The organism is Spirosoma sp. KCTC 42546 (genome assembly GCF_006965485.1).
GTDB lineage: Bacteria > Bacteroidota > Bacteroidia > Cytophagales > Spirosomataceae > Spirosoma.
Genome location: NZ_CP041360.1, coordinates 6,893,355 through 6,917,197, shown reverse-complemented (window position 1 = coordinate 6,917,197; position 23,843 = coordinate 6,893,355). Strand labels below are relative to the sequence as shown.

The 23,843-nt window shown below is 48.7% G+C and carries 19 protein-coding genes; 7 read left to right on the top strand and 12 right to left on the bottom strand.

Going from position 1 to position 23,843, the window contains the following annotated elements; all coding sequences use genetic code 11:
- Positions 1-74 precede the first annotated feature (74 nt).
- Complete coding sequence (gene ggt / locus EXU85_RS28265) at positions 75-1,880, top strand: gamma-glutamyltransferase (protein ID WP_142775299.1); 1,806 nt, start codon at positions 75-77, stop codon at positions 1,878-1,880.
- A gap of 177 nt (positions 1,881-2,057) precedes the next feature.
- Entirely contained in the window at positions 2,058-3,227 is a 1,170-nt protein-coding gene (lepB, locus tag EXU85_RS28260) for a signal peptidase I (RefSeq protein WP_142776865.1), read from the top strand.
- A 56-nt stretch (positions 3,228-3,283) separates the two neighbouring features.
- Here lepB and EXU85_RS28255 read toward each other — a convergent pair whose 3' ends face one another.
- The 3 genes from EXU85_RS28255 to pdxA all read right to left on the bottom strand — a co-directional run bounded on the left by EXU85_RS28255 (position 3,284) and on the right by pdxA (position 6,458).
- On the bottom strand, positions 3,284-3,934 hold the full coding sequence (locus EXU85_RS28255) for a DNA-3-methyladenine glycosylase (RefSeq protein WP_142775298.1): 651 nt from the start codon (positions 3,932-3,934) through the stop codon (positions 3,284-3,286).
- Between the two features lie 15 nt (positions 3,935-3,949).
- The gene (locus EXU85_RS28250) at positions 3,950-4,837 is read right to left on the bottom strand and encodes a YicC/YloC family endoribonuclease (RefSeq protein WP_142775297.1); all 888 of its coding nucleotides are present in this window, start codon (positions 4,835-4,837) and stop codon (positions 3,950-3,952) included.
- Between the two features lie 115 nt (positions 4,838-4,952).
- Positions 4,953-6,458, bottom strand: a complete 1,506-nt coding sequence (gene pdxA, locus EXU85_RS28245) for a 4-hydroxythreonine-4-phosphate dehydrogenase PdxA (RefSeq protein WP_142775296.1) — start codon at positions 6,456-6,458, stop codon at positions 4,953-4,955.
- Positions 6,459-6,611: 153 nt separating this feature from the next.
- Between pdxA and EXU85_RS28240 the strand changes: the two genes are divergently transcribed.
- The gene (locus EXU85_RS28240) at positions 6,612-7,550 is read left to right on the top strand and encodes a 2-hydroxyacid dehydrogenase (protein ID WP_142775295.1); all 939 of its coding nucleotides are present in this window, start codon (positions 6,612-6,614) and stop codon (positions 7,548-7,550) included.
- A 98-nt stretch (positions 7,551-7,648) separates the two neighbouring features.
- On the opposite strand, the gene EXU85_RS28235 is transcribed toward EXU85_RS28240, so the two are convergent.
- A complete protein-coding gene (locus EXU85_RS28235; protein ID WP_142775294.1) occupies positions 7,649-9,442 on the bottom strand; it encodes an IPT/TIG domain-containing protein in 1,794 nt (597 codons plus the stop codon).
- A 231-nt stretch (positions 9,443-9,673) separates the two neighbouring features.
- Between EXU85_RS28235 and EXU85_RS28230 the strand changes: the two genes are divergently transcribed.
- Positions 9,674-11,200 carry a magnesium chelatase gene (locus EXU85_RS28230; RefSeq protein WP_142775293.1) on the top strand — a complete coding sequence of 509 codons (1,527 nt, stop codon included), beginning with the start codon at positions 9,674-9,676 and terminating at the stop codon, positions 11,198-11,200.
- 239 nt (positions 11,201-11,439) lie between these two features.
- The gene (locus EXU85_RS28225; protein ID WP_142775292.1) at positions 11,440-12,417 is read left to right on the top strand and encodes an SMP-30/gluconolactonase/LRE family protein; all 978 of its coding nucleotides are present in this window, start codon (positions 11,440-11,442) and stop codon (positions 12,415-12,417) included.
- A gap of 80 nt (positions 12,418-12,497) precedes the next feature.
- Here the strand turns inward: EXU85_RS28225 and EXU85_RS28220 are convergent, their stop codons facing one another.
- Positions 12,498-12,818: a heavy metal-binding domain-containing protein gene (locus EXU85_RS28220; protein ID WP_142775291.1), complete on the bottom strand. Its 321-nt coding sequence runs from the start codon at positions 12,816-12,818 to the stop codon at positions 12,498-12,500.
- Between the two features lie 125 nt (positions 12,819-12,943).
- Positions 12,944-14,308 carry an alpha-L-fucosidase gene (locus EXU85_RS28215; RefSeq protein ID WP_142775290.1) on the bottom strand — a complete coding sequence of 455 codons (1,365 nt, stop codon included), beginning with the start codon at positions 14,306-14,308 and terminating at the stop codon, positions 12,944-12,946.
- Between the two features lie 176 nt (positions 14,309-14,484).
- Between EXU85_RS28215 and EXU85_RS28210 the strand changes: the two genes are divergently transcribed.
- Positions 14,485-15,000, top strand: coding sequence for a lipocalin family protein (locus EXU85_RS28210; RefSeq protein ID WP_142775289.1), 516 nt, complete (start codon positions 14,485-14,487; stop codon positions 14,998-15,000).
- Between the two features lie 178 nt (positions 15,001-15,178).
- Complete coding sequence (locus tag EXU85_RS28205) at positions 15,179-15,712, top strand: lipocalin family protein (RefSeq protein WP_142775288.1); 534 nt, start codon at positions 15,179-15,181, stop codon at positions 15,710-15,712.
- Positions 15,713-15,864: 152 nt separating this feature from the next.
- Here the strand turns inward: EXU85_RS28205 and EXU85_RS28200 are convergent, their stop codons facing one another.
- The 6 genes from EXU85_RS28200 to EXU85_RS28175 all read right to left on the bottom strand — a co-directional run bounded on the left by EXU85_RS28200 (position 15,865) and on the right by EXU85_RS28175 (position 23,831).
- The gene (locus EXU85_RS28200) at positions 15,865-16,542 is read right to left on the bottom strand and encodes a uracil-DNA glycosylase family protein (RefSeq protein ID WP_142776864.1); all 678 of its coding nucleotides are present in this window, start codon (positions 16,540-16,542) and stop codon (positions 15,865-15,867) included.
- An 8-nt stretch (positions 16,543-16,550) separates the two neighbouring features.
- Complete coding sequence (locus tag EXU85_RS28195; RefSeq protein ID WP_142775287.1) at positions 16,551-17,654, bottom strand: VWA domain-containing protein; 1,104 nt, start codon at positions 17,652-17,654, stop codon at positions 16,551-16,553.
- Positions 17,655-17,915: 261 nt separating this feature from the next.
- Positions 17,916-19,814 carry a CocE/NonD family hydrolase gene (locus EXU85_RS28190; protein WP_142775286.1) on the bottom strand — a complete coding sequence of 633 codons (1,899 nt, stop codon included), beginning with the start codon at positions 19,812-19,814 and terminating at the stop codon, positions 17,916-17,918.
- Positions 19,815-19,931: 117 nt separating this feature from the next.
- Positions 19,932-21,485 carry a TolC family protein gene (locus EXU85_RS28185; RefSeq protein WP_246859275.1) on the bottom strand — a complete coding sequence of 518 codons (1,554 nt, stop codon included), beginning with the start codon at positions 21,483-21,485 and terminating at the stop codon, positions 19,932-19,934.
- Positions 21,482-22,834, bottom strand: a complete 1,353-nt coding sequence (locus tag EXU85_RS28180; protein WP_142775285.1) for an HlyD family secretion protein — start codon at positions 22,832-22,834, stop codon at positions 21,482-21,484. Before EXU85_RS28180 ends, EXU85_RS28185 begins: the two co-directional genes overlap by 4 nt.
- Positions 22,827-23,831: an ABC transporter transmembrane domain-containing protein gene (locus EXU85_RS28175; protein ID WP_142775284.1), complete on the bottom strand. Its 1,005-nt coding sequence runs from the start codon at positions 23,829-23,831 to the stop codon at positions 22,827-22,829. The genes EXU85_RS28180 and EXU85_RS28175 overlap by 8 nt, the downstream gene beginning before the upstream one ends.
- Positions 23,832-23,843: the final 12 nt, after the last annotated feature.

Sequence of the window (23,843 nt, the reverse complement as noted above, 5' to 3'; positions counted from 1 at the left end):
TTGATTTGGGTATCAGCGGGATACCGTTATTTTTGTAGTTTACGGCCTAATACAACCTAACTGAAGCGTAACCTATGAAACAATGCAGTACATACTATTTACCATTCCTGCTTTTTACGTTAGGAGTAACCGCCTGCAAAACGCAAGCCCCTTCAACAACGACCGATACGAAGGTAACGCAGAGTCAGGGTGTTTATCAATATCGTGACGAAGACCCAACTGTAAAACCCTTTTTCTCTGATCGGGTAGGCGTAACCGGGCGTAATGGCATGGTGGCATCGGCCCATCCCGAAGCATCGCAGGTAGGACTAAACATCCTGAAAGCGGGAGGGAATGCGGTGGATGCGGCTGTGGCCGTACAGTTTGCATTAGCTGTAGTGTATCCGGGTGCCGGCAATATCGGGGGTGGTGGGTTTATGGTTTATCGGGATAATGTCGGTAAAGCGTATACGCTCGACTATCGTGAAAAAGCGCCCGGCCGTGCCACCCAGAATATGTATCTTGATTCACTGGGCAATGTTCGACCCGGTTTGAGCATTAGCGGGCATCTGGCGAGTGGGGTTCCCGGTTCAGTTGATGGAATGGCCGAAGCCCATAAACGCTTTGGGAAACTAACCTGGGCACAGGTAATACAGCCAGCTATCGATCTGGCTGCCAAAGGGTTTGCGCTAACCGAACGTGATGCACTGGGCCTAAATCGGATCAAAACCGACCTGAATACAATTAACCCTGGTAAAACATACTTCCTAAAAAGTGCCGTTCTTACGGATACAGTTACCTGGCATAAAGGCGAATTATTCGTGCAATCTGATTTAGCAAAAACGCTACAGCGGATTCAGGCGCAGGGAAGAGCCGGGTTTTATGAAGGCGAAACGGCCCGGCTGTTGGCAGAAGAGATGGTTCGTGGAAAAGGGCTGATTACGGAAGAAGATTTGAAAAATTACCATTCTGTCTGGCGGGAGCCAATTCAGGCGAAATACAAAGAGTACAATGTTATTACGATGCCACCAACCTCAAGCGGTGGGGTTGCTTTACTACAAATGATGCGCCTGACAGAGCCATATCCGCTCCGCAAGTGGGGCTGGAATCGCGACAGTACGGTGCAGGTAATGATAGAGGCCGAGCGTCGTGTGTATGCCGACCGGGCTAAGTTTCTGGGTGATCCGGATTTTGTGAAAGTGCCTGTCAGCCAATTAATAAGCCCGGACTACCTACGTACGCGCTGGACGGATTTCTCATGGGCTAAGGCTACCGATAGTAAAGACGTGAAGGGCGGCACTATTCCTGGATACGAAAGCCTCGAAACTACCCACTTTTCGGTGGTCGATAAAGAGGGTAATGCCGTAAGTATCACCACAACTCTGAATGGTGGTTACGGGAGCCGGGTGGTTATAGGTGGCGCTGGTTTTTTCATGAACAATGAAATGGATGATTTTAGTGTAAAACCAGGCGTTCCAAACATGTTTGGTTTAATTGGAAATCAGGCCAACGCCATCGCGCCTAATAAACGCATGCTCTCGTCGATGACTCCAACTATTCTGGAAAAAGACGGGAAACTGTTTATGGTGGTGGGAACGCCGGGTGGTTCAACCATTATTACGTCGGTATACCAGACCATTCTGAACGTTATAGAACATGGTATGACCATGCAGCAAGCCGTTAATGCGCTCAAGTTCCATCATCAGTGGTTACCCGATAAAACGATTTTCGAAAATGGAGCCTTTTCCGACGCCACGATTCAGGCGCTGCAAAACCGGGGCTATACTCTGGAAAAACTCACAAATACATTGGGTCGTATGGACTGCGTACTGATCCGCCCCGACGGCTCCTATGAGGGCGCATCTGACCCAAGAGCTGACAATACCGCAAGGGGGTATTAATGCGAGCAGTTGATCCGTGAACAGGCAGCTTCCTGTTGCTGGATTTGAGTGTAGAATACAGAACAAGGCGTTCAGCTAGTCATATAACCATCGGTGTAAAATAGGTATCAGCCTATTACACCGATGGTTATATTTCATTTTCAGATACTCGTTCTTACATTCACGACCCCTCAGGATATGCTCAAAGCGAAAAAACAGCAGGCGACTAAGCCCCTTAAATCCAAAAAAACACCCATCCGGGAATGGTTCGATTCGGTACTTTTTGCAGTTATTGCCGCTACGCTTATCCGGTTTCTGACCTTTGAAGCGTACGCCATTCCGACACCTTCCATGGAAAACAGCCTGATGGTTGGCGATTTCCTATTCGTCAGCAAGCTGCATTATGGTATTCGTACCCCCAAAACGCCCCTGCAAATACCGCTTACCCATCAGAAAATCTGGGGTACCGATCTACCATCCTATAGCACAGCCATTCAGTTGCCAATTTATCGGTTGCCTGGTTTTACGCATGTGAAAAATGGGGATGTTGTGGTCTTCAATTACCCACCGCCTAAAGCTGGAGAACCTGCCTATCCAACCGATTTAAAAACCAATTTTATAAAACGATGTATCGGTATTCCCGGCGATGTAGTGGAGATTCGTCAGGAGCAGGTATATGTTAATGGTAAGGCGTTCCCAACGCCAGCCCGATCTGAAACGACTTATTTTGTGAAAACCAATGAGGTACTTGACGAGCGATTTTTTCGGAAATACGATATCGTCAATGATTTCAAATCGCCGGAGGGACCGTTCATTAACTGGCAGCCGCTTGAGTCCTATAATGAGTCAACGAAATCGTCTACACTAGTAGGCTACCGAGTCAATATGACGGAGGAAGTCAGGCATAAATTTGCCGGATTCGATTGGGTGAAGGGAATTGAACCCATAATGGAGCCGAAAGGATTAGCTGCACAGGGCATCTATGGTGGGTCAGCTTATCCCTGGAATCAGGATAATTTCGGTCCGCTTACCATTCCTAAAAAAGGGGTTACAATACCCATCAATACTCAAACAATTGCCGTATATGGGACTGCCATTCAGCGGTATGAAGAGAATCAGACGGTAGAGGTAACGCCAACGAGCATTCGCATTGACGGCCAGCCAATAAGCACGTATACCTTCAAACAGGATTATTACTTCATGATGGGCGACAACCGGCACAACTCAGAGGATTCCCGTTACTGGGGGTTTGTTCCTGAAGATCATATTGTTGGTAAAGCGGTATTTGTCTGGATGTCAATCGATCCTGTTCCGGCTGATATCTGGCACAAAGTACGCTGGGATCGCTTGTTCCGTGTGATTAACTAGGAGGATTTAACTGAGGAGTAAGAAATAGATAAGAAGAACTATGTAGTTCTTCTTATCTATTTCTTACTCACAAACCGATTCCCTTTTATATAATATCGATACGGCAAATCAGCGCCGTGCGTTAGGCCGATACGGGTTGTGGTGACCATATCGAAGTCGTGCAATACCGGCCCACGAATATAAATTGAACCTGTTACCAACGATGAGGCATTATCATGCTCCCGACTAATGCCCATCGCAATGGTGAGTTTGCCTGGTCCGTTGGCGAGATTACGCTGACCATCGGCGGTGGTGGCGTTGATGGTATTGTTACGGTAGCGTTCGAAGCCGGTCTTAAAGGCTTCGTTACGCCGGAGTCCCATCAACCCAATGCCTTCTGTAGGTTCGAGGGCCCGAATGAGCACCGCTTCTCCTACGCCTTCGGGGCCTGTTACGACATTGATACAGTTGTAGTGGTTGTAAATCTGATAGACATACAATGTTCCGGCTGGCCCAAACATAGCGGCATTTCGGGCTGTTTGCCGCCGATAAGCGTGGCAGGCTGGATCATCAGTTAAGTAGCCCTCCGTTTCTACAATAATGCCTGCTGTTGTGCCTTCCAGCGGTCCGTCGCCACGGCTCTCGTGTACGAGTTCACAACCGAGCAGGAGTTGAGCCAGCGTTAGGGTGTCGTGTGACTGATAGAAGGTATGGTCAAGAATTGTCAAGAGTAGCAGGAGTTTTTAGATCACATTCATCGTCTGCTCTTTGATTTTTTCCAGCTCGTCTTTCATCTGTACAACCAGCCGCTGAATGGCTGCGTCGTTGGCCTTGGAACCAATCGTATTAATTTCCCGACCAATCTCCTGCGAGATGAAATTTAGTTTTTTTCCATTGGCTTCTTCTGTTGAAAGCACCTCTAAGAAGTAGCTAAGGTGGCTTTTGAGCCGGACTTTCTCTTCCGAAATGTCGAACTTCTCAACATAATAGACCAACTCCTGTTCAAAGCGGTTCTGATCGAACGATTCGCTGTCCAATAGCTCTTTTACCGAGTTTCGCATCCGATCCCGAACGCCCGGAATCCGCCGAACATCCTGCTCTTCAATAGCTGCCAATCGGTCGGTAATGATCTGGATATACTCCTGAAATTTGCTCTCCAAAACGGCCCCATCCTGCTTACGGAATCCATCGCACCGGCGCAATGCTTCCTGCACAGCGGCCTGAACGGTTATCCAGTCCGATGCGTCATCCGTCGGGTCGGCGGATTCGGTCAGGTAGGCATTCGGTTGCTGGAGAGCCAGTTGCAGCACATCGCTGTCTGGTATACTCATGAGCATTGTGTTGGCAGTTTCCTTTAAATCACTCACATACGCCTGCACCAGTGGGCGATTAATGGTCACACCCGGTCGTATGCCGCTGGTACGAGCCAGATTGAGCGAAAGCTCTACTTTGCCGCGTTCCAACTGCTGAGTCAGCAAGGCACGCAACTCAATTTCTTTATCAGAAAACTGCCGGGGCATCCGGCAATAAATATCTAAAAACTTTGAGTTCAGGGTTTTAATTTCCGCCGTTACAGACAAGCCACCAGCTTCCACTGTTGCATTGCCGAAGCCAGTCATTGATTTGAGCATTCGATTGGTATGGTTTTGTATGGGTTGTTAAGTTAATAGATTATCGCGCCATAGTTTATTAAGTAAGTCATAAGATGTATAACTCAATAAATCACTGATTCAATAACCAATTGCCCTACTTCAGGGCTCCTGCTTCTAGTTCTAAAAACTCCTTGCGGTTGCGGGCAACATCAATGGCGGTATAAATGGCCTGGAGCATGGAGGTTTCGTCGGCAAGGTCTTTGCCAGCAATATCATAGGCGGTCCCATGATCGGGCGATGTTCGTACGGCGGGCATGCCAGCCGTAAAGTTCACGCCTTCCTCAAAGGCAATCGCCTTAAACGGAATCAGACCTTGATCATGGTACATGGCCAAAATTGCGTCGAATTTCTTGTAAGCCCTGGTGCCAAAGAAACCATCAGCAGGGTAGGGTCCAAAAACCAGTTCTCCTTTGTTGGCCAATTCGGTGAGCAGTGGCTTAATAATGTCCTGTTCCTCACTGCCTAGTAGTCCTTCTTCACCCGCATGAGGGTTCAGACCGAGTACCGCAATTTTCGGTTTTTCGATGCCAAAATCCTGCTTCAGCGACTGCATCATCATATGCAGTTTCTGGACAATACGCTCACGCGTGACATTCTGCCGGACGCGCCCCAGGGGGACATGACCTGTTACAACGCCAATCCGTAAGGTTTCGCTGACCATGAACATCAGATTATCCTCAACCCCAAATTCCTGCGCCAGGTATTCGGTATGGCCAGGGAATTTGAACTCTTCCGACTGGATGTTGTATTTGTTGATTGGAGCGGTTACGAGGGCATCTAACTTGCCATTCTTCAGGTCATCAACGGCCCGTTGCAAGCAAGCCAATGCGGCCTGGCCCGCTTCGGGAGTCACTTGGCCGGGCTGAATTTCCTGATTTTGATCGGGCCAGCAGGTGATTACGTTGGTCAGTTTATGACTGATCTGACCAATCGTCTGGGCTCCATTCAGATTCCAGTCTTTCAGGTTCAACAAATTCCGATACCGATTCAAAATCCGCATGGAGCCGTAGATAACAGGCGTACAGATTTTTTGCAATCGGTTATACTGAAGGGCTTTTAGAATTACTTCGGGACCAATGCCATTATAATCGCCCAGCGAAATGCCGATCACTAGCCGATCCTCTCGACCTGCATATTCGGTTGGCTGAGCTGCCTGATTACCAAAATCACGCGATCCTCCTTCGCTTAGTAAGGATTCGCGAGGTTGATTCCGGTTGTTGTTCGGATTCCGATCCCGATCCTGCCGGTTTTCATCACGTTGGCGAGCTTCGTTGGGGCGCTGACCGTTGTTGGGCTGCCGATTATCCCGTTGATTCTTGGACCGTGGCTCGTCAGTTCGGCCCGGTTGCTGTCGGTTCTCCCGTTGATTCTGCACGGGTTTGTACGATCGCTCAGGCCGATTTGGCGCATCATTTACCGCATTATCCTTTTTTCGGTTGTCTTGATAAGGAACATCCTGGCGGTTATTGCGGGGCTGATTGTTCTGCCGTTGCTCTGTCGATGGCTGTACTTGCGCATCGGTTGAGCGGGTATCAGGTTTTGGCCCACCTGAAGAGGTATTGCGGGATTGGTTCGGTTCGTTCGGTTGGCGTTGTTCCATGTACTTTTCGTAGTTTCGCCAATAGTTAATGAATAAAGTAGAATGAATAATGGATAATGAAGGAGAGGTATGAAGCGCTATTTAATCGTTATTCATTATCCACTGTTCATTATTCATTACTTAAGATTGTTGCAAGTTACGAAAACCCCCCGGATGTCCCAGAATCAACCATCTATTCTGATTGCCGACGAAATGCACCCGTCGCTCTTTGCCATGCTTACAGAAGCTGGCTTTTTGTATGAGTATCAACCAAAAATTAGCCGAGCCGAGCTGATAACGAGCCTTGCACCCTTTACCGGTCTTATTATTCGGAGCAAAACGACTGTCGATGAGGAACTGCTAAGTCAGGCCCCTAACCTACGTTTTATTGGGCGGGCTGGAGCTGGTTTAGATCTGATTGACCTTGAGGTTGCCGAACGGCGAGGTATTGCCGTTTTTCACGCAGGTCAAGGAAATCGAGATGCGGTTGCCGAGCATACCGTAGGTATGTTGCTGGCACTCCTGGCCAATATCCTGAAAGCCGATCGTGAAGTGCGTCAGGGAATTTGGGATCGGGAGGGCAACCGAGGGTATGAACTCGGTAGCCTTACCGTTGGTCTGGTTGGCTACGGCAACAATGGTCGGGCTACCGCTCAGCGGCTCAGTGGCTTTGGATGCCGCGTACTGGCTTACGACAAATTTCTGACGAACTATGGAGACGGATTTGCTCAGGAGGCTTCACTAGCCCAGATTATGGCCGAAGCGGATGTACTGAGCCTACATGTGCCACTGACTGATGAAACGCGGATGATGATTAACGATTCATTCATCGACCAAGTTGCCAAACCATTCTACCTGAATAATATAGCCAGGGGCGAAATTGTGTCACTGGCAGCCGTTGTCCGTGGATTGGAAAGTGGCAAAATTCGTGGGGCTAGTTTAGACGTACTGGAAAACGAAAAGTTAGCAAAACTAACGCCCGATCAGCAAGCCGCCTTTGATTACCTGCGCCAGTCGAATCGGGTAGTACTAACGCCACACATAGCAGGCTGGACCCACGAAAGCTACGTTCGTATCAACGAAGTACTGATAAGGCAAATCAAGCAGATGTAGAGCCCGGTCGGCCCTTGCCCCATCCTTGCGGTTCCACTTGCCAGACGGTATTACTGGTGAACAAGAACCGCAAGGATGGGGCAACGGCCGACTGGGCTCTACTTTGTTATTGTAAGATTAGCGCTTGTACAAACCGTCCCTGCATCATTGGTAAGGCAGATTTGACCTGTAACTGCCCCCGTTGGAACCGTTGCAAGTAGCGCACTGCCCGATAGCCTGAAGGTTGCCGGAGTTGATGTGCCACCATTAAAACGCACGGCTGTTACAGATGATAAGTTCTGTCCGGTAATGGTAATCTCATCACCAATTTTAGCCGTCTTGGGCAGGAAGTCCGTGATGGTTACTAATCGGATAGGCGAAAAAAACATGGGTGTCGCAATTTCACCGGCAGCGTTTACCACACGTAATGGGCCTGATTGTGCATCGGCCGAGACAAGAATCCAGCGCTCGGTATCTTCATTTTTCCCTCCATCAACTGCTTGTGTAGCTGAACCGGTAAAGAAAATTTGTGCGTTCAACAGGAAATCTCCCCGTACAACAATCCGTTCTCCCGGTCGTGCTTTTGCGGGTAGAATATCAGAAACAACGGGCGGTTGCACGACTACTAACGGAGCGGAAGCCGTACCTGCCCGGCTTGAAACGGTAATAGGGCCGCTTACTGCAGTTTCTGGCACGCCAATAAGTAAGTCAACACCTTCATTTCTGCTGGTGATGGGCACCGTAATACCACTAACACTGACCGCAGTAATACGATACAAGTTCTTGCCCGAAACGGTGAGTGTTCGCCCGCGAAGTTGACGTGCTGGCGTAATAACTAGGTTAGAAGGGGGCAGATAGAAAAAGAAAAGATCTGTAGCGGTAGTGTTTCCGCCAATACTACTGGCCGAAATCTGTACCGGTCCCGACGATGTCAGGGCAGGTATTGTGACTTCAAGCTGTGTATCACTTATTATGCGAAATATAGCTCCCACATTGCCTACTGTCATACCGGTTACATCACGGAGATTACGGCCATTCACAAGGAGTTTATCTCCGGCAATACCATCCTGAGCCAGTAAATTAGTAATGAAAGGGGGTTGGATGATCTTAACCGTATCGACACTGGTAGCTATTAATGTCTCGAATACCTTTACCGTTATCACACCCGATGTAGCCGTTGCCGGTATTGCCGTCCGAATCTCCGTGTCTTTTACTGTTGTTAGTGATTTTTCGGTAGGAAGCCCATTGATACTTACAATACCATCTATCAGATTTTGACCTTGTATAACTAATTCCGCACCGGGTTTGGCGCGTAGTGGACTAACGCTGGTAATCTGAGGTGTTCCCGCTACAATAAATTTACTGGTAGATTCACCGCCTTTTGTTTCAATAGCGAGTGCTACCGGGCCGTGGGGTAGTTTGGGCGGAACAACGATAGTGAGCTTTTGGGCTGTACTATCTTTTATCTCTGCCGTGACATCGTCGAAGCGAACCCGTTTAATTTGATTGAGGTAAGCCCCCGTAATAACGACCAGAGAACCAGGTAGCCCATTGCCGGGGGTAATTGTTGTTAATACAGGAACGGGTTGCTTTACCTTAAGCAGGAGTGGATCTGAGGTGCCTTCGTCAGTACGAACGCGAATCTGCGTATTTCCCGGTTGAACTAAGGGCACCGTTAATTGGATGGTATTCTCGTCGTGACTGCTAATTTGAGCCGTAACAGCGGAGGAAGCAATACCAAAAGTTACAACAGGATCAGAGCCAAATTGGTAACCAGTTAGGGTAATTGCATCACCAACAAAGGCCTCTTTAGTCGATAATCCGGTTAATTCGGGTGGACTATTCTGTACGCGGCACCCAGATACAGCGATAAATGCAATAAAGAGAAAGAAAAATGATACAATCGAGTTCATAAACGGCAACGGGAGACTATACCCGACGCATGATGGGTAAAATTAGTCAATTTGAGTGTCAAAAAACCATTTCTTCCGAAAGCCTGTTAGACCTAATGAAGTATATAGTCTGTGAAAAGGTGAATGAAAACCGAAAGACAAAGCTAGATTTGGTAAAGCTGATTCTTCGAAAACGACCCGATTCATCTTTTTATTCTTCTGTATGCTACACTCTTCACATAGAATCAGCGAATGAACTACCGCAGCCTGAAAGCATCAAAATTACTAGCGATCTCTACACTTGGCGAACTCAAAGCCGCCGGGTATCAAACCCGTTCAATTAAGCAGGAATTACGCGACAATCTGATTGAGCGAATTAAAGAAAAGGAAGTTGTTTTTCCGGGAATATGGGGGTACGAAGATACCGTCATTCCCGATGTAGAACGGGCCATTTTGTCGATGCACCACATTAACCTCCTGGGGCTGCGTGGGCAGGCTAAAACCCGGATTGCACGCCTGATGGTCAATTTGTTAGACGAGTATATTCCAGTGGTGGCCGGATCTGAACTGAACGATGACCCGTTGCAACCGCTCTCGCGTTTCGCCATCGATTTGATCGCCGAAAAAGGAGATCAGACCCCCATTGAGTGGATGCACCGAAGTGATCGTTACACCGAGAAACTTGCTACGCCCGATGTATCGGTAGCTGACCTTATCGGCGATGTAGACCCCATTAAAGCGGCCACGCTTAAACTGCCTTATTCCGACGAACGGACCATTCACTTTGGCCTGATTCCGCGCTCGCACCGCTGCATTTTTGTGATCAATGAATTGCCCGATTTACAGGCGCGTATTCAGGTATCACTGTTTAATATTTTGCAGGAAGGGGATATCCAGATTCGAGGCTTTAAACTGCGTTTGCCGCTAGATATTCAGTTTGTCTTTACAGCTAACCCAGAGGATTATACCAACCGGGGCAGCATTGTAACACCGTTGAAAGACCGGATCGATTCGCAGATTGTGACTCACTATCCGAAATCTATCGAAATCGGTAAAAAGATTACCATGCAGGAAGCTGTCGTGAAAACGGAACAGGCGGGCATGGTGAAAACGAATGAGCTGATTGCTGACCTGATTGAGCAAATCGCACTGGAAGCTCGTGAGAGTGAATATGTCGATTCGAAAAGCGGTGTTTCGGCCCGGATGACCATTTCGGCTTATGAGAATTTACTCTCCTCTGCCGAACGGCGGGCGTTGCTCAACGGCGAAAAAGAAACCTATGTTCGCATTGCCGATCTGTATGGTGTTGTACCCGCCATTTGCGGTAAGGTCGAACTGGTCTATGAAGGCGAGGTAGAAGGACCGGTTATTGTAGCGCAGAACCTGATTGGGAAAGCGATTCGGAACCAGTTTTTGCAGTACTTCCCGAATCCCGAAAAAGCAAAAAAAGACAAGCGCGGTAATCCGTACAAGAAAATTACGGACTGGTTTGGTGATGGTAACACAATGGACATCCTAAACGATCTGACCAACCGCGACTACGAAGCCCGACTCCGTACAATTGATGGTCTTGATGATGTGGTGGATCAGTTTCATTCGCGTCTGAGTAAAGCCGAGAAACTGTTTATGATGGAGTTTGCCCTGCATGGCCTAGCCGAGCATTCGCTTGTTGGCAAAAAGGCGATGGATACCGGTCTGTCATTCAAGGACCTGTTGGGTTCCATGTTCAACCCAGGCACAGGCTTTGGGGAGGAGGAGGAAGATGATGATCGATATTAAGCCGAATCGGTAAATAGGTAGGTTTTAGCAGGCGTCAACTAAAGTCATTCTGGCTTTGGTTGACGCCTTTTTTGTTGCTGGTTTTATAGTTACGATCAGCTATTTGGGTGAACCACTTACTCATAAGACACGGATTTGGTGTGGTCATTCGCTCATAAATAGCTGATTTGGCTAAGTTATAGAAACATACCGATCTGTTCAGGGTTAGAACGTTTTATTGTCTACTCAACTAATTCGTTATGAAAAACGCTTACCAGCTAATCGGGTGGTGTACATTCGCCGTTTGCCTGACCGCCTGTGAAGATCACCGGCTTAGCCCGAATGCCTCCTTCCCGGAGCGGGTTGACTTCGTAGCCCGACGCCAGTATCCGGAAGGAATTGCCTATTCTGCCCAGTTGGATAGGTTTGTTATTTCGTCCGTGACACAGGGTAAAATCGGTACGGTCACTACTGATGGCCGCTATGAGGATCTGTTGTCGGACCCTGGCCTGATTAGTGTGAATGGACTAAAAGTAGCCGGTGACCGGTTGATCGTGACGAACAACGACCAGGGTGCATCGGATAAAAGTACAGCCCAAACGACTCGCCAAACGGCCGAACTGTTCGTATTCAGCCTTAGTACCCGCCAACTGGAGCGTCGAATTGATCTTGACGATTTACTGCCAGCCGCTGAACCCAATCTTGCTAATGATCTGGTTATTACACCAGATGGTACGATCTACGTGACGGACTCATTTTCGCCAGTTATTTATAAAGTTACCAGCAATGGACAGGCTAGTGTTCTGGTGCGGGACGATGTACGATTTACCAGTCCTACATTTGGCCTGAATGGTATTGTGTACCATCCCGACGGTTACCTGATTGTGGCCAACACGGGTCAGGGCAAGTTGTATAAGGTGGATTTGAAAAATGGGAATGCTGTTACGGAAGTAATTGGGACAGGGCCCCTACCTGGCGATGGACTGACGCTGCTGAATAACGATTTGTATGTTGTAACGGGCAGTGGAAGCCAGGTAGCCCAATTGCATAGCAATGACAACTGGCAATCGGCCGTCGTACTGAAAAGAGATACAAATGGCTATTTCCAGGCCACAACGAGTGTAGCGGTCAATAATCAGATTTTCACCTTAAATGGCCGGATTGGCGAAGTAGGTGCGGCTATGGGCGATCGGTCTAAACTTCAATCGAACGACTATAGCATCCAGCGATTTAAATAAGGACCAGGCAGTATAAAACGATTTGCCTACTGTATGGTGCTATACATACAGTAGGCAAATCGTTTTATACGCTCATAGCATTACGCTACAATTACCGCTGTCCCGTTGGCACTTACCATCAGCATGGCACCGTTTCCACCAATGGTCTGGTAATCCAGATCAACACCGATAACTGCGTTGGCACCCAGCCGGGTAGCCTGATCAACCATTTCTTTGAGGGCAATACTTTTTGCTTCGCGTAAGGCCTGCACGTAAGCGCCTGAATGTCCGCCAACTACGTCGCGGATGCTCGTAAAAAAATCTTTGACAAGGTTAGCGCCAATAATTGCCTCCCCGTTTACCAGACCTATATAATTTGTGATATGCTTGCCTTCAATATTAGAGGTAGTGGTTACGAGCATACAAGAGGAGAGAAGTTAAGAAACAATCTGCCATTCAAACATGTAAAGTTAGGTAGTTGTAGGTATTTGTAGGCACCATTCATCCTGTGGCTATACCTTACAACCGTGAAAAAACTTGTTTAGGCTTATTTTTTTGCGGTCTCTGAGTTCATTTCCAGCTCAATAATAGTATCCATAGCATCATCTGCGGGAGCCGTGGCCATGGTTAGCACTACTCCTTCGGGTGTTTGAGAAACTTTAACAATACTCTTATCTGCAAACAGCTTAGCTGAGCGAACCTTACCTGGAATGGCGGGCAGCGTCAGTTGGCGGTCAGACCAGTCGAGTATGTGCACAAACACCCGATTGCCAACAGCAGTAGTAACGCCCCAATTGCGGGCGGGAACGGGACCACTGCGTGTACCGTAAATGGTCTCGCCATTTTGTTGTGTCCACTGGCCAATTTCGCCGAGTGTTTTCACAAATTCAGGCTGTATTTTACCGTTCGGCATGGGGCCGACGTTGAGCAGGAAATTGGCATTATGACCAGCAGCTTTAACTAAATACTGGATGAGTTCTTTGGTGCTTTTGTAGTGATTATCTTTTATGTTGAAGCCCCAGGCACCATTCATTGTTTCGCAGGTTTCGAGCGGGAGTTGCCCAATTGTCTGCGCTTCATTGAAGCCCGTTGTTTTGCTACCAGGCAGATCTTTTTCGAACATCTGAAAGTCTTCGCCAGGAAAAGGAGCTACATGATGGTTATTGCCAATCAGCGCGGCTGGCTGTAGTTTATGGATGAGTGAATAAGTCCGGTCTAAATGCCAGTCGATACCGGTTTTACTAGCCGGTGCTGAATTGCCTACATGCCCTGCATCATCGGCAGATTGATCCCACCAGCCATCGAACCAGATACCTCCAACCGGGCCGTAGTTGGTCAGCAATTCGGTTAGCTGGGTGTCCATGTATTTGAGATAGTTCTCGAAATTGCCGCTTTCGGGACGACCTGTTTTCTGTCCAGTTCGACCACGTGGGTAATAATCAGGATGGTGCCAGTCAAGGTGGGAGTGATAAAAGAACAGTTTGATGCCTTGCGCCCGGCACTCATCGGCTAAGGCTTTTAGTACGTCTTTTTTATAGGGTGTCCGGTCAACGATATCGTAGTCAGACACTTTTGAGTCATACATGGCAAACCCATCGTGGTGTTTGCTCGTGATGGTAATGTATTTCATGCCCGCATTTTTGGCTATTGAAACCCATTCTTTCGCGTCGAAGGCAATAGGGTTAAAAAACGTGGGTAGCTTTTCGTAGTCTTTCGCTGAAATCTGCCGATTGTTCATCACCCATTCGCCATCACCCAGAATGCTATACACCCCCCAATGGATAAACATTCCAAATTTATTATCCTGAAAGGTTTTTCGGGCCGCCAGGTTTTCAGCGCTAGGTTGGTAGGCCGTTTGGGCCAGCACTGGTAGGGTTATATAGAGAAAATAGCCAAGCAGAAATAAACGCATGATTATTGGATTGGGAGTTTTTGGGGAAGTAGACCGGTACTTTTTTATACTTTTAGTTCGTTAGATAGATCATTTGCTAATTATTCAGATGGTTTGACTATCTGCTACGCAAGTTTATTATTTATTTGCCTATTTTGACGTCAAACCTAATTAATCACCTCTTATAACCAGAAACAATGCAAAATTTGCGTTCATCCCGCCTGTTCATTTGGGCACTACTCATTGCCATGCCCCTATGGTTTGATAGTTGCAAAAAAGATGATGAGAATCCAGTTATTACCCCAACTACAACAATTGAGGGTAGTTATAAGATTACTGCACTGAAAGCTAATCCTAAAGTAGGTGGTATCTACGAAGATTTGTTAGCCGCTGCTCCGTTAATCTTAACTACTACCTGTCTGAATGACATTACCTTAACCTTCCAGACGGGCGGTGCTATTGCCACTGATAACCCAACGACCTGCCAGAAAAGCACTGTTCCACCGGGTACAATCACAGGTATTGATGCCACCAGCAAATGGGCCTATAGTGGGAACACATTGACCATTACTAAAAGTGATGGTACGAAAACGGCATATACCGTTCTCAAGACGGGTACCGTTCTGCAGGTTCAATGGCAGGATAGCCAGGATTATCTGGGTACAGGTACAAAGGTAGCGTATACCTATACAATGGATTTGACGAAAAAGTAATCGTCTTATAATTCCAATATCTAAAACCGACTCTATGACGAGTCGGTTTTTTTGTGGTTGAATTCTTCGTTTCGACCGTTTACGAAGTGCGACTTACCGTTTACTCAACACATTTCAGGCCGTGCAAACCGAGATAATACTTTCGGGGCGAATACAAATTCTAACAAATTGTACGATTATGAAAAAGTTGAATGGAATCCGTTTGATGGCCTGGGCGTTAGTCGTCGCTATGCCAATGTGGTTCGGTAGTTGTAAGAAAGGGAGTGACGATGCAGTAACACCCACCACATCATCCGTTGAGGGAAGCTGGAAAATATCAGGCTATAAAATTGATCCTGGGGTCGATTTCCTGGGAACTGGCCAGAAAAGCAATGATGTGCTGGCCTATTTCAGATCCTTACCGAATGGGCTTGGGAACGATCTGGTTGACTGTCTAACGGGTACGACAATTATATTTAATTCGGGTGGAAAAGTTACCGGAACGCCGGGGGCTAAATGCTCTGCCTCAACAGATATGAATCCGGTTGAAGATAATTCTACCTGGAAGTTAGACGGCAACAAGCTAACCCTTACCAGCGGAACCGACGTAACCGTCTACGATACGGTTATTAGTGGCAATGTCCTGAAACTGTCGGGTAAAGAGTTGGAGGACTTCGACGGCGATGGTAAGGATGAAACGTACACCGTTACGCTGGAGCTAACGAAGGTATAAGAAAGCAATTAGGTAAAGGCCAAGTTGGTTATTTATTGCCTGGTATGACCCCGATGGGGTCAGATGTCTATAGCAAATAGTATCTTTCTATAAACATTTGACCCCCATCGGGGTCATACAAAATGTAATTTCGTTTAAAGCTACGCACCTATTTAGTCAATGCATTCATGCAATGTCGCAATATAGCGCTCCAGGTACATTGGCATATCCTTCGTTTTATACTGCAGAATGTAACGCGGGTGGTCGAGCGTAACAATGCGGTCGAAAAAGCCCTGCTGGTCGTTGAGTCGACGTAAATAGGTTTCGTTTTTACGCCCCAGGCTCACGGCCACCTTTCTGTTGTAGCCAAAATTGATTTGCGTTCGAACGGTTTCGGTAATGGCAGGCCAGAGCGCTTCGGTTGTTCCGCGGTCGTCGTAGAAATTGTAGTTCTTTCCCGCTTTCGTCAGGGCTAATGGAAAGAGGGATGTCAGGAAAAACTGTCCATAAAATGCCTCCGCTCCGCCAAAGGCTTCCACAACCTGATAAATAAACCGACTCGATAATTCCGGCGTATCGCGCAGGTCATTTTCAATGCCACAGTAGCGACGCAGATTTTGTGGCGTCGTAAAAGATATGCCCGTTACGCCCGCCCCAAATCGTCCCGGATTAATACCCAGTACAAAAACGCGCGGATTGGTATCGCTGAAAAATCGGGTATAGAACTCGCTTACAATGTGCTCGACTTCTGGCTGTTGGTAGGGGTTTATGACGCCCACATCGGCTGGCAAATTTGCTGGTGCTGCGAGCGTGTTGTAGTAAGGAATGGCTTGATCGGCGAAGGTTGTCAGCATGTAGCCTACTTAATATTCTTCCGGCGGTTCCGCTGAAAATCCTCGAACATCATATTACCCAGGCCCTGCAACCCGCTGTAGTAAGCCCGGCCGTTATTGACCTTCGTGAACTCCTGTACAAACTGCTTTAGATAAGGGTCCGAAGCAATCATGAATGTTGTGATCGGAATCTCCAGCCGACGAGCCTGGGCGGCCAGCGTGAGTGTTTTACTCACTACTTTCCGATCCAGCCCAAATGAGTTCTTGTAGTATTTGATGCCTTCTTTCAAGCAGGTCGGTTTCCCGTCTGTGATCATGAAAATCTGCTTGTTCTTATTCTTTCGCCGACGCAGTAAGTCCATCGCCAGTTCCAGCCCGGCAACCGTGTTGGTGTGGTAGGGACCAACTTCCAGATACGGAAGCTCTTTGGCCTGAATCTGCCAGGCATCGTTTCCAAACACAACAATATCGAGCGTGTCTTTAGGGTATTTCAGTTTGATGAGTTCAACAAGGGCAAGCGCCACTTTCTTGGCGGGTGTAATCCGGTCTTCACCGTACAGAATCATCGAGTGGCTGATGTCGATCATGAGCACGGTCGAGGTTTGCGTCTTCTGCTCTTTTTCGGTCACTTCAAGATCGCGCTCCATCAGTCTGAATTCCTCCACACCGCTGTTGATCTGTGCGTTTTTGATGGATTCGGTCATTGAAATCTGTTCCAGAGAATCACCGAACTGATAAGTTCGAAGGTCGCTGCTGAGTTCATCGCCGGTGCCGGTATAGGGTGTTTTGTGGCTCCCGCCCGACTTCGACCGTTTGAGCTTACCGAAAATTTCTTCCAGCGCACTTCGCCGAATCGTTTGTTCGCTCTTGGGCGTCATCACGATTTTGCCTTCCTGATTATCTTCGGTCAGATAGCCTTTCTCTTTCAGATCATCGAAGAAATTACCAATGCCGTATTTATCATCGGTAAGGCCGTATTGCCGGTCAAGCTGACTCATCCAGGACATGGCTTGTTCCACATCGCCGGACGTCAGCAGTAATAACTGCTGGAAAATATTCAGCAGTTTATCGAAGTTACTGCCTCCCTTCTGTTCGGGCGGCACGAAATCGGAAAATTGAAAGCCTTTCATATTGCTAATGAGTGATTGAGCGAATTGCCAACTACCCCCAACCCCCTAAAGGGGGGCTTTTGTCAGTCTTAGAGATAGGCAAAGCCCCCTTTAGGGGGTTGGGGGTAGTTTTAAGCTAATTAAGGAATACGTTTTAGCTAGTTCTTTATTCGTAAAGTGCCTAGCGGTTTCTGATTGTTCTAAAAGAACAGCACGTTTCCCGGATTTGTTCGCCTGTTTGGGCGTCTCCGAGATCAATCGGGACGGACCAGAATAAACCTGCTATTTCTTCACAATCGGCAATCGAATCTGCGACGGATATTGCGCTGAATGAAACACCTGATTGTGAGCTACTACGCCTTTTGTTTCGCTATAATTATCGCCACCTGTATTCATATTTCGGTCAAAACGGGGAAAATTACTGCTCGATACTTCAACCCGAATACTGTGGCCCGGTGCGAAATAATTGCTGGTCGACATTGGGCTTAGGGTCAGTTTATACACTTTCCCTTTGTCCATCCATATTTCTTTCTCAAAGCCATCCCGATAGCGGGCGCGCAGAATGGTCTCATCCAGATTATACGCTTTTCCATCAGGGTAAACGTCAATCAGTTTGACCGTGAAATCAGTGTCTTTGGCATCGGAAGAAACATAAAGCGTGCTTTCAATCGAGCCGGTTAGTTCGACACCATTGATAAAGGGTTCGGTTGTATAAACCAGCACATCCTGCCGGGTTTCCATCTGGTGTTGATCGAAAGCCCCGCCTTGTATCGCTGTTCCTGTACAACAAACATTGCCGCCATAGGAAGGCACCGGGTAAGCCGGGTCATAGGCAAACAAGTCCGCCTTTTCGTCTTTACCGACTGGTTTTGGAGTAAGTTTGCCATCGCCGTACAGGCTATTCGCGTGTCCTCCGCTAGACAGGTAATAGGTGGTCATTTCGGACGTAGCGGGTGGCCAGGTATCGGAAGTCTGCCATTTGTTGGAACCCATCGTGTAGTATCTGACACGGGGTGTGTTTTTCAGGACATCGTTGTTTTCTCCTTTGAGCCAGTAGTCAAACCAGCCGTAGGTGAGCGCATCGTAATCCAGTCGGGCATCCCCCACACTACGCTCGCCAACAATGGTATTCGCCGTGGCTCGTTTGTAGGCACAGTGCAGTGTGGGGGCAATAACCAGAAACTGATTGTCGCGAATTTGTGGGTCTGCCGCGTTTTTACGGACGTGGTTGAACAACGCTATATTCGGGCCGGTCGAGACATCATACCAGGACGCGAACCAATAACTCGGAACACCGAAGGGCATGTTGTCATGATATAGACCACCTTTGTACCAGTCCGGGTCGTTTGGTTTGCGAACGATCATCTTCTCGTAAACTCCCTTGGCTCCATTCGCATTTTTGATAATGTCCTGAACTGGCAAATATTTCAATCCTTGTGCCCAGTCGACTTTGGGCATTTCGGGCGCTAGATCATAGAATCGGGATACGCGGGTCAGGTCTTCACTGCTGGCGGTTTTCGGGAAAAGCGGCCGGGCAAAATTGTCGACCTGTGTGCCATACAACCAGGTGGTAAAGAGCATTTGTTGCGCCCCACCCCGATACCAGTTGCCCTGTTCCATAAAGGGAGCTACGCGTCCCACACCCGCGCCGTAGCTCATAGGCACCATAGCCGCGTGTGCCGGGTGATCTAAGGCGGCTACCGCCATTTGCCATTCGGCGGTAGAAGAGCAGCCCAGCGTCCCGATTTTCCCGTTCGACCACGGTTGTTTGGCCATCCACGAAAAGGCATCGTAGCCGTCGGTGGTTGGTGGGCCTAGAATGTCCCAGTCGCCTTCGGAGAAGAACTTGCCCCGCTCATTCTGAACCACATAGGCATAGCCCCGCTTTACAGCGTCAAGCGCGCCCAGGTACGAGTTCTGTCGAAGCTCTCCATCGCCCCAGGCGTTGAAATTGTAGGGTGTTTTAGAGAAAATAATCGGGACGGGTTTGTCGGTTTTGGGCCGGTAAATATCCGTTGCCAGCCGAACGCCATCCCGCATGGGCATCATGACTTTCTGCTCAATGATGGCAATTTCCTGTAGTTTTTTAAGAACGTCTTCCTGTACCTGGGCGTGAGCATAGTGAGAAAAGCACAAGACGAGAGCCACTAGCCGCCCTGCGAAAGAGGAGAGGTTTTTCATTAATTAGTTTGGGAGAGATGAAAGGCTGTGAAGTAGCGAATTTATGGGGATAAAACAAAGCAGGACTGCCTTTTGAGAGCAATCCTGCTTTGTATGTAGCTTGTCCTTACTATAAAATCACCGGCTACCAACGTTGGAACCGGCAGCGTACCATAAATTAGCAAGGGCTTTCTGGTGCTTGGTGCGTAGCTCCTCCAGCTTTATCCGTAAGTCAATGAGTTTAGTTTCCCGACTATTGACCAGAAACAACGAACTCTCGCCCAATTGAAACTTGCTTACTTCGGCCTGGACCAAAATCTGCTGATTGGTGGCGGTTTGCTGCTGGGTAGTAATCTGTTTTTCAAGGGCAACCAGTTCGTTCCAGGCCCGTTGTACGTCGTTAACAATGTCGCGGCCTGTCTGTTGCCGTTCCAGTCCCGTTTGCTGGTTTTTTAACTGCACCTGACGAAGTTTTCCTCGTTCGGCGCGGAGAAATAAAGGAAAGGCCAGATCGACGCCAATCTTGTGGTTACCCGATTGAAAGCCGTACGAACCCGATCCATCAGTAGTTGCTTCTGAGAGTGGACCTCGGCTCAATAAGCTAGCCTCAACGCTTATTTTGGGCATCAACAGCGCCCGGCGGTAGCGCTCTTCAATGGTTAATTGTTGCTGCTTATTGACCAATTTAACCAGGTCTGGGTGCCGTTCGGCAGCTCGGTTGAGTAAATCCTGAAGCTGTACCTGACTGGTCTGGTCGGGGGGAGCGGCCTGCGGAATAACTGTACCTGGCAAATCGACAGGTTGGGGAACTGCGCCTTCTTGGCTACTCCACAAAAACGTTGTTAGACTGAGTCGGGCATTTTGCAGATCGACAGCCGCCTGTTGAAATTGAACCAGCCGATCCTGAACCGTAATCAGGGCTTCGGTGGTATCAATGGGAGCTGCGTCGCCAATGAGCGCCCGTTGCCGAACGGCCACAAAACGCGTTTGAGCCAACTGATACCCGCGCTCAATCCAGCGAAACTGCTGATACGCGAGATACCAGTCCCAATACGCTTTGGCCGCATCGAGCAGGGTTTTATTGATTAATGAAATCCGATCGGCCTCGGCCAGATTAACGGCCAGTTGAGCCTGGCGCAACGTGTTTCGGCGTGCATCGATGAGCAGTCCCTGCGTAATGGGTACACTAACCCCCAGAGCAATCAGCCCCGTGGGTGGCACGTTGTTTTCGGGGTTCAGGTACTTTCCCGTATTCCGGTCGTACGTCATTTTTACATCAAGGCCACCGGGCAAGATCGGTACGGCCAGCCCTGACTGCCATTTGTCGTAATAAAGCGTGTTGCCAAAGTTTTTACGATTATAGGCCGAGAACAGCTTGGGGTCAAACGCACCACGGGCCTGCTGGACCTGCGCCTGCGCTTCCTGATTTAGTAAAGCCGCCTGTTTAACAATCGGATTGTGCTGCAACACTGCCTGGTAAAACTCCTCGGCAGTGAACACGATCCCCGTATCGGCTAACGGCAGGCCTGCCAGTGCAGACAGCGACGATGGTACATTACCGGTTGAGGTTTCTGATGTAGCAATGGCTGTGCGCGACAAAACATCTGAGGGTACCGGAACCGATTGCCCTAAAGCCGATTCTACCCAAAGTGCCATGCTGCTGAGCCAGAGCAGAAAAACGAATAGCTTCATATTTTTTCTGGCTTCGCGGGTTCTTCTTTTAGGCTTGGTGGAAATCCATTGAGTTGACGCCATAGTTCGTACCAGATGGGCACATCGTCGAGCATTACCCACCCAACCACGCCAGACCCAACGCGTAACAGTTCAGGCCAGGGCTGGTCACCAGGTAGCGCATCTGGCGTAACCAACAGCCGGTATTGGCCATTTGTGCTACTCACAGCGTCAATAACCGCCACTTTCCCTCCAAACGTACCGACCGCCACCGCAGGCCAGCCTGAGAACTGAATGGCGGGCCAGCCATCGAACTGGATGCGTACCCGGCGTCCACGTTGAATCAGCGGCACGTCCATCGCACGCACGTACAACTCCACAGCAATCGTTGGATTGGCGGGTTGCAGGGTTGCTATAGCCTCGCCCTCTTTAATGGTTTCGCCGATGCCCGCTTTCAGCGATCGTACGATATAGCCATTCTGCGGAGCCCGCACAACATACATACCACGCCTTACACTAACATTACTGATCTTGTTACGCATAACGGCAATCTCATTGTTCGCACTGGCCTTACTCGACAAGGCTGAACTTCGATCGGATAGCGTTTTGGCGATGTCTTGCTCATATTTTGCCTGAATAGACTCTAAATCGAGCCGGGCGTTGGCCAGTGCCTGCCGTGTTACGTTCAGTTTGTTTTCCTGCACAATGACCTTTGCATAGTCCTGCTGGATTGTGAGCCGCCGGGATTCGAGGTCGGTGAGTGAGAACAAGCCATCCCGGTAGCCCTTTTCATACCGCTCCAGTCGGTCAACGGCAATCTGGTAATTGCGTCGGATCGCTACCAGATCGGCACTGTCTATACGTACCTTCAGGTGTTCCTGCTGAACCCGGTTTCTGGCTTCGGCCAAATCTACCCGTACGCCTGTGCTCAATGCCTTCATCTGCCCGTCGAGCGCTTGAATCTTGGCATCCGTGGCCACTCTGGTGCCCTGTTTGGCGGCCAATTGTTCGCCGAGTCGTTCGGGGAGATTGGGGTCGAAATATTCGTCTTTGATTTCTGAAATGACCAGTAGCGTATCGCCCCTTTTGACAAACTGGCCTTCCCGAACCGACCAGCGCTCAATTCGACCCGCAATGGCGTTCTGGAGCGTTTGTGGTCTGTCTTGTGGAGTCAAAGCGGTTACGCTTCCCAACCCGCTGATATTCTGACGCCAGGGAAGGAACAGGATGACTATAGTCAGGAACAGAAAAAAGAGCATCCATCGGCCAAGCCGACGACTACTGCGGGGGTGTGGCAGTTCCTGTAACGTTTTGAGCGGATATTCGCCGAACATCTGCTCATCAATCTGTTGATTCGATAAATTAAGCATGTGTTGTCGTATCGGTTTCTAAGGGCAAGTCAGTTACAGCCGCAATCTTTTCTACACCCGCCAGCATATCAAATATCGTGTCGACACTGGATACGAGTTTGTCAACGGCCCCGGTAATAAGTACAATGACCAGCTCCGACGCAACGAACTGACCCAGCGACATTTGGCGGCTGACAACCAGCGATGTACCCAGAATAAGCAATCCTCCGGTAACCAGTGTTCTAAACGCAACGGAGCTGTAATAGAAGCGTTTCAGGACAGTAAAGTGGTCGTTCCGATGGTTTATGTAGTTGGCTAGTCGGCGATCAATCTGGCCGATTGGATTTTGTGTGCCTTCAGTCGAGCGCTTTTCTGACAGGTCGATCGAATACTTTTCGAGCCAGTCGACCACTTTGTACTTATCGCTCGATTCTTTGATGCTCGTGCGTGTTCCCTCTGGCCCGAACAGGCGGATAACACCATAAATAACCAGCAGCACAATAAGGCCAAATCCTAAAAAGACCGGGTGGTAAAAGGAGAGGAGAACGATGCCGAAAAGAATCTGTACAGCGGCAGCTGGAAGATCGATCAGAACCTTTGTCATGCCTTTTTGGAGTGTTACTACATCGAAGAACCGATTCATCAGTTCGGGCGGATAGTAATCGGCCATCGCTTCTGGCTGGATGCGGGGCAACCGGTAAGTAAACTCAAAAGCAGCCTTGGCAAAAAGCCGTTGCTGAATGATTTCAACGAGTGTAAACTGGACAATCGTGAGCAGACCGCCAACCAGGACCCCAACAATAACCAGCCCGATCATTACATAGACCGAACTGAAGAGCATGCCGCTTGAAACCAGATTAAAAACAGCCTGAATACCGAGAGGTAGGGTAAGGCCAATGATACCCGTAATAATAGCGAACAACAGAATATAGACAATATCTTTTCGTTCGGTTCCCAGTAACCGTATCAGCCGCTGCAAAGGCGACGGAGGTGGCTGCAGGTGTGTACTAACCGCCATGATGATCGAGAA

Bases quoted from the DNA above. Each gene is read 5' to 3' on its own strand.
- lepB (WP_142776865.1), top strand. From the start codon at position 2,058: ATGCTCAAAGCGAAAAAACAGCAGGCGACTAAGCCCCTTAAATCCAAA.
- EXU85_RS28180 (WP_142775285.1), bottom strand. From the start codon at position 22,834: ATGCTTAATTTATCGAATCAACAGATTGATGAGCAGATGTTCGGCGAA.
- EXU85_RS28210 (WP_142775289.1), top strand. From the start codon at position 14,485: ATGCAAAATTTGCGTTCATCCCGCCTGTTCATTTGGGCACTACTCATT.
- EXU85_RS28225 (WP_142775292.1), top strand. From the start codon at position 11,440: ATGAAAAACGCTTACCAGCTAATCGGGTGGTGTACATTCGCCGTTTGC.
- EXU85_RS28220 (WP_142775291.1), bottom strand. From the start codon at position 12,818: ATGCTCGTAACCACTACCTCTAATATTGAAGGCAAGCATATCACAAAT.
- EXU85_RS28205 (WP_142775288.1), top strand. From the start codon at position 15,179: ATGAAAAAGTTGAATGGAATCCGTTTGATGGCCTGGGCGTTAGTCGTC.
- EXU85_RS28250 (WP_142775297.1), bottom strand. From the start codon at position 4,837: ATGCTCAAATCAATGACTGGCTTCGGCAATGCAACAGTGGAAGCTGGT.
- EXU85_RS28175 (WP_142775284.1), bottom strand. From the start codon at position 23,831: ATGGCGGTTAGTACACACCTGCAGCCACCTCCGTCGCCTTTGCAGCGG.
- EXU85_RS28240 (WP_142775295.1), top strand. From the start codon at position 6,612: ATGTCCCAGAATCAACCATCTATTCTGATTGCCGACGAAATGCACCCG.
- ggt (WP_142775299.1), top strand. From the start codon at position 75: ATGAAACAATGCAGTACATACTATTTACCATTCCTGCTTTTTACGTTA.
- EXU85_RS28230 (WP_142775293.1), top strand. From the start codon at position 9,674: ATGAACTACCGCAGCCTGAAAGCATCAAAATTACTAGCGATCTCTACA.
- EXU85_RS28190 (WP_142775286.1), bottom strand. From the start codon at position 19,814: ATGAAAAACCTCTCCTCTTTCGCAGGGCGGCTAGTGGCTCTCGTCTTG.
- pdxA (WP_142775296.1), bottom strand. From the start codon at position 6,458: ATGGAACAACGCCAACCGAACGAACCGAACCAATCCCGCAATACCTCT.
- EXU85_RS28185 (WP_246859275.1), bottom strand. From the start codon at position 21,485: ATGAAGCTATTCGTTTTTCTGCTCTGGCTCAGCAGCATGGCACTTTGG.
- EXU85_RS28235 (WP_142775294.1), bottom strand. From the start codon at position 9,442: ATGAACTCGATTGTATCATTTTTCTTTCTCTTTATTGCATTTATCGCT.
- EXU85_RS28215 (WP_142775290.1), bottom strand. From the start codon at position 14,308: ATGCGTTTATTTCTGCTTGGCTATTTTCTCTATATAACCCTACCAGTG.
- EXU85_RS28195 (WP_142775287.1), bottom strand. From the start codon at position 17,654: ATGAAAGGCTTTCAATTTTCCGATTTCGTGCCGCCCGAACAGAAGGGA.